The sequence below is a fragment of the Pedobacter sp. 01T416_2 genome (assembly GCF_056398925.1).
Genome location: NZ_JBFTQI010000387.1, coordinates 1 through 5,485, shown reverse-complemented (window position 1 = coordinate 5,485; position 5,485 = coordinate 1). Strand labels below are relative to the sequence as shown.

General features: G+C 41.2%; 3 protein-coding genes. 1 reads left to right on the top strand and 2 read right to left on the bottom strand.

All coding sequences use genetic code 11. The features are described 5' to 3' along the window. Nucleotides 1-1,891, top strand: a 1,891-nt coding sequence (locus tag AC1DPQ_RS16190) for a glycoside hydrolase family 97 protein (RefSeq protein WP_477610244.1), incomplete at its 5' end; no start/stop codon positions are given. A gap of 63 nt (nucleotides 1,892-1,954) precedes the next feature. Here AC1DPQ_RS16190 and AC1DPQ_RS16185 read toward each other — a convergent pair. Together AC1DPQ_RS16185 and AC1DPQ_RS16180 are read right to left on the bottom strand one after the other, a co-directional pair. Then, nucleotides 1,955-2,389: an SRPBCC family protein gene (locus AC1DPQ_RS16185; RefSeq protein ID WP_477580618.1), complete on the bottom strand. Its 435-nt coding sequence runs from the start codon at nucleotides 2,387-2,389 to the stop codon at nucleotides 1,955-1,957. A 91-nt stretch (nucleotides 2,390-2,480) separates the two neighbouring features. Beyond that, nucleotides 2,481-4,832 (bottom strand): alpha-N-acetylglucosaminidase, encoded by a 2,352-nt coding sequence (locus AC1DPQ_RS16180; protein ID WP_477610243.1) that lies wholly within the window; start codon nucleotides 4,830-4,832, stop codon nucleotides 2,481-2,483. Nucleotides 4,833-5,485: the final 653 nt, after the last annotated feature.

The window sequence follows — 5,485 nt, the reverse complement described above, 5'->3', positions numbered from 1 at the left end:
GAGCCTTATTTTCAGTTCAGTTGGGTATGCCCAGCAAATTCTATCGCCCAATAAAAAAATTAAAGTAGTTGTAGAAATGCAACAAGCTGGTCAGGGAGGTTCAGGTCAGGTACATTTTAACGTGCTTTATAAAAAAGGAAGTGCTTATATTGAAGTGCTGCCCAGCTCACCGCTAGGTATTTCAAGGGAAGATCAGCAGTTCGTATCGAATCTCAGGCTTATTGGGGAAGGTAAGGCTGTTGCTGTTCATGACAAATATGAAATGGTGACTGGAAAGCGAAAGCGTTGCGAGAATTTTGGCACTGAAAAAACATTCAGTTATAAGAATCCATCAGATCAGCCCTTGGATATCACTTTTAAAGTTTATAACGACGGGGTTGCGTTCAGGTATAGCTTTCCCAATCGCAAAGACTCCAGTTTCTCCATTATAGATGAAACTACTGCCTATGTAGTTCCTACAGGCAGTGGAAGATGGATGCAGCCATATAACCAAGCCTATGAGGATTTTTTCCCTTTTTCTACCACCGGAACCAACGAAAAAAACAATAGTGACTGGGGGTATCCGGCATTATATAAAGTTAACAGTCAGCCATTATGGGTGTTAATTTCTGAGGCGGGCATCAGCAAAGAAAATTGCGCAGCCCGGCTTAACAATAAAGAAAACAAAAACATATACAAGGTAACCTACTCTTCGGCCAAAAAGAATCTGAGGGGTGGGGTTATTTCCAGTCTTCCCTGGAAATCGCAGTGGCATGTGATGATCATCGGGGAGTTAGCCGATCTGGTACAGAGTACATTGATTACCGACGTGAGTGAGCCTACTGCCTTTAAAGACACCAAATGGATTGAACCTGGAAGTGCAGCCTGGGTATATTGGGCATATAATCACGGATCAAAGGACTATAAGAAAGTGATTGAATACATCGACCTTGCCGTAAAAATGCACTGGCCATATGTATTGATCGACTGGGAATGGGACGTTATGTCAAATGGAGGAAAGGTGGAAGATGCCTTGGGCTACGCAAAGAGCAAAGGCATCAAAACACTTTTATGGTACAATTCTGGTACAGATTGGCTTGGTGCGACTCCGGTAGACAGGCTGTTGACAAAAGAGAAAAGAGAAAAAGAATTTTCATGGTTGAGAAGCATTGGGGTTTCAGGTATTAAGGTAGATTTTTTTGCGGGAGACCAACAGGATATGATGAAATATTACATAGATATTCTGGAAGATGCTGCAAAATACCATTTACTGGTTAACTTTCACGGCGCTACCGTGCCCCGCGGCTGGGCCCGTACTTACCCGAACTTAATGACTACCGAAGCAGTTTATGGAGCAGAATGGTATAACAATACTTCAATCTTAACGGATAAAGCTGCTACACATAATACCACGCTTCCGTTTACCCGTAATATAATCGGTTCTATGGATTACACGCCGGTAACGTTTTCAGATTCGCAGCATGAGCACAAAACATCCTTTGCGCACGAACTGGCATTGGCAGTGGTATTTGAGTCTGGTTTACAACATTTTGCAGACAGGCCATCTGCATATTATAATTTATCAGCAGGGCCACAGAATTTTCTAAAAGATTTTCCCACAACCTGGGATGAAACCAAATTGATCCAGGGCTATCCCGGCGAAATGATCGTTATTGCACGAAGAAAGGGGAAGCTTTGGTATGTAGCCGGACTTAACGGAAAAGATACCCCGCAAACACTCGATCTAAATTTGAAATTTTTGAGCAATGCAGATYATTCTCTCCAGTTATTTAAAGATGGAGCAGATGGGAAATCGATTACCAGCGAAACCAAAAGCATCAAAAAATCGGGTACACTGCAAATCCAATGCTTGCCTAGAGGCGGCTTTGCAGGAGTAGTTAGCGGCTTGTAAGGCTCAAACTGGATCCTTGATATGGAACGCAAAGTTAGGGTATTGATGTTGCCTGGCAGGTATTTATATTTGACGGTTTTCTGTTTGTTGCTTGATGAGTTCAACTGTGGGCCCCCAATACAGCTCCAGGTGCTTACGGATCACCTCGTCAGGAAAATTGCGAATGGTAAGCTCAAGCCTGGTCTGTTTATCTTCATGTATCAAATTAAATTCCAATATACAGTAGCTTTCTTCGGTATCAGGTAAATTGGAGAGAGAACTTAAAAAACTATAACAGAGTTTGATGCCGGGATCCAGTTCCAGGATTGTTCCTGAATTGATGAACGGGATCCCGTGCAGATCCCCGCTTGTGATTATTTCGCTACCGACTTCCCAATCCGTCTGTATTTCAATAGGGCTATCATATGTCCATTCCTGAATAAACTCAGGGACAGTAAGGCTATCCCATACCGCATGCATTGGAGCAGTGATAAATACGGTTTTTTGCAGTATATTCATAGTTGCAAAAGTACAATATTTTCAGGCTGATGACGGTCCTTACCCGTAGGAACCTGCAAGTGTTCCCATTAGTGTTCCCATTAATGTTAGCTTAGCGATACTGATGCGCTTTCTCAATTATGCTTCTGTATTTTTTATGCATCTCAATGGCTATACTTACTGAACTGCCAACCGTTTTTAGGGGATAATCTTTCCTTTGGTTTACCCAGCTCCATTCCCAGGCACTTACCTCCCTGTTAAACTGTTTGATATCGATTTCTTTTTGATTGTCGATGGCCTTTGATGCATATCTGAAAAAAAGCGCCCATCTCGGTTTGTAAAAATCACTGAACAAACCACTCCATTGTCTGCAGGCATATTCGTTTAACGGACTTTTTTCATCACCCCATAGGGTAATCAAATCTTTCGCGTTCATTTCGTAAAGTGCTTTTTCAGCTGGATTGTTTCCCCATGTTCTTGCCTGCTCAACCCACGGACCAAGCATAAAATCTTTTCGGGTAGCTAATAGTTTGTCCATATCGTCAATAAGCTGAAGAAATTTTTGGCTTTCTGCCTTAAAGGTAACCATATCCTTTTTCTTGTAGGCGGTTACAAAATTTCGCTGTAAAGGCAGAGCATAATTTGCCATGACCTGTCGGGTTACATCCACGATGTCGTACTGAAAACCATCACTATTACCGCAGGTTGGCGCGGCCTTTATGAGTTCATCCCAGGCTGGTAACAGATCCCGCTCCTGATAATTTAAGGTCGTTTTAGCCCAGCGGGTCAGTGAATCAAGTGTTGGACGTGCCTGAATAATAGATTCTGCACCATCTCTGATGTATTTATCTTGGGGTACATTATATACTGTTTTTCTTAGAATTTCCCATGCCTTTTGCGCATTGGGATTGTTTTTTCCGTATCTGTTAAAAACAAAATTAGGCAGCCATGTTTTTAGATCTATCGGTTTCGATTGCCAAACATTGGCCATCATCAACTCGTACAATACCGGGTTTTGTTCAATACCTTCCATTGTGAGGCCAATACCTTTCATCTTGCCACTTTGTGGATCGTTCAAGGCTTGTGCAGGTGCGGTGGCAATTACGTCCATCCGCCCAAAAAGATTGGTGTTTCCGCCAAAATTGTGCAGCATATTCCAGATCCAAGGTTTTCCGTAAAATCCCGAAGTGCGTTTCCATACCGGTTCTATTTCTGTGGCCAGGTCTAACAATATCATCTTGTCATTGGGTACGGCTTTTAAAAGGGCTTCTGTTTGGGGCTCTTTCCAGAATTTTCTATCACTATAAAATAGCCAGCCCTGCATTACCCAGATAGCCTTGGGGTCTGCCTGCGACATTCCATCATAAATTCTTGCACTCAGTTTACCTAAAAAATCAGGCTCTGATGATGGTGGTTCATTTTCGTTAAAGGTATCAGCAGAGTAGAGGTGATCGGTACCCAGCAACGCGGTCTGTTTCTGTAAAAACTTTTTTCCGATAGCGGCGAACATGGGATCTTCCGAATCGAGGATATAAGTGTCTGCGAAACCATTGGTCCAGTTTGTAGCCTTCAGTTTCGCATTTGGAAATTTCTTTTTAAACGCGGCTGGTACATGCCCTGTAAATGCAGGCAGAACAGGTTTCATGCCAAGAGAACGCTGTCTGGCCAGGATTTTCTTTTGCAGTTCGAAGTGACTTTTCATCCAGTCCAATGGCAGGGGGCCGCCCCAACCATCTATGTTCCCCATCCAGAACCACGAAAAATAAGCTGGTCCGGTAAAGAAATCCTTTAGATCGTTATCACTAAAGCCCATTTCTTTATACAAAAGATACCAGGTATATTCTTCTCCGGTAATAGCTAAGGGCATATTAATGCCATGAAGTGCCATCCAGTCTATTTCTTTTTCCCACCTGGCCCAGTCCCACCAGCTCATGCTGTAATTAAAAGTGCAGTAGTTAAGGTAATAGCGGTACTCGTAAGGTGTAGATTTCCTTACTTTATTTTTAACCACCGGTAGGTTCTTGGGCAATTTAAGGTTAACGCCGTTCCAGGTTATCTGGCAATGTGCATATTCCGTTAAATAATAATAAAAAGCCGAAGCAATAGCTACGCCGCTGCTCCCTCTTAAAATGATGGTGTTTTTTTCGCTTTCAATTTCAAAGACATCCATGCCGTTTTCAGAAACAATGCTTTCGATTAAAAAAAACTGATGCTGTTTGGGCAGAACCCTTTTGATCAGTTCAGCTGATGAAGATAGATAAGCTTGTGCCCTTGTTTTAGCAGATGCCATTACCAAAAATGCAGCAAGAAAGTATATTTTATATTTCATCTGTTTGTTTTTACTCTGAAGGATAACCACGGCTTTTGCTATCCTGGTATACAATAAAATTATTAACGGTTCAATATACAGATAATAAATAATGGGGCAGGTATAGTCTGGCTCCATAAAATATATTTTAACCATTATCTGGTTTAGTTATTGTGGTGCCGTTTTTTTTACAGGAATATGAGCAATCGTTATAAAGATAAGCTCCTAGTTGTTTTTTCTCTTGTGATGATTTATTTAAGCTTATTTCTGTAGATATATCTACAAAAACCTTGGGCAAGGGTTAAATCATATTTTTGTCTGCTGCATATGTAATATAGCTTCGCTAAATGGAAAACAGCGTGACGCACATTGCTAAAAGGCGGGACACATTAGATTCATACCCCATCTATATGCTCATGCGGATAAGACAATTGTGTTTAAAATAAAATGGATGTTACCACTTTAATGCTTTTTTTGATGCATAAAGGCACTTTCTACATCACTTAAACAAACTGGGTATAAATTTAAACAATTGTGCTATCCTTAAAATTGTAGTTGTCTTAGCTTCGAATACTCAATACAGGTAAACCGTTACCTTTCCGTTCGAACATGATGCTGAAGTAAGTACGACCAACACTTACCCTAATAGCGCTTAACGCTGATCTTAAATCTCAGTGTGATGCCAAGGCAGATTGTTCAATTATCAGGAAAGCTAAAATTGGTTTTTATAGTAAGGGGCTAACCAAATAAATATGAACCAAACTGGTTTTTATAGTAAGGGGCTAACCAAATAAATATGAACCAAACTG

Excerpts from the sequence above, each read along its gene's own strand:
- AC1DPQ_RS16185 (WP_477580618.1), bottom strand. The coding sequence starts at position 2,389 with ATGAATATACTGCAAAAAACCGTATTTATCACTGCTCCAATGCATGCG.
- AC1DPQ_RS16180 (WP_477610243.1), bottom strand. The coding sequence starts at position 4,832 with ATGGTTAAAATATATTTTATGGAGCCAGACTATACCTGCCCCATTATT.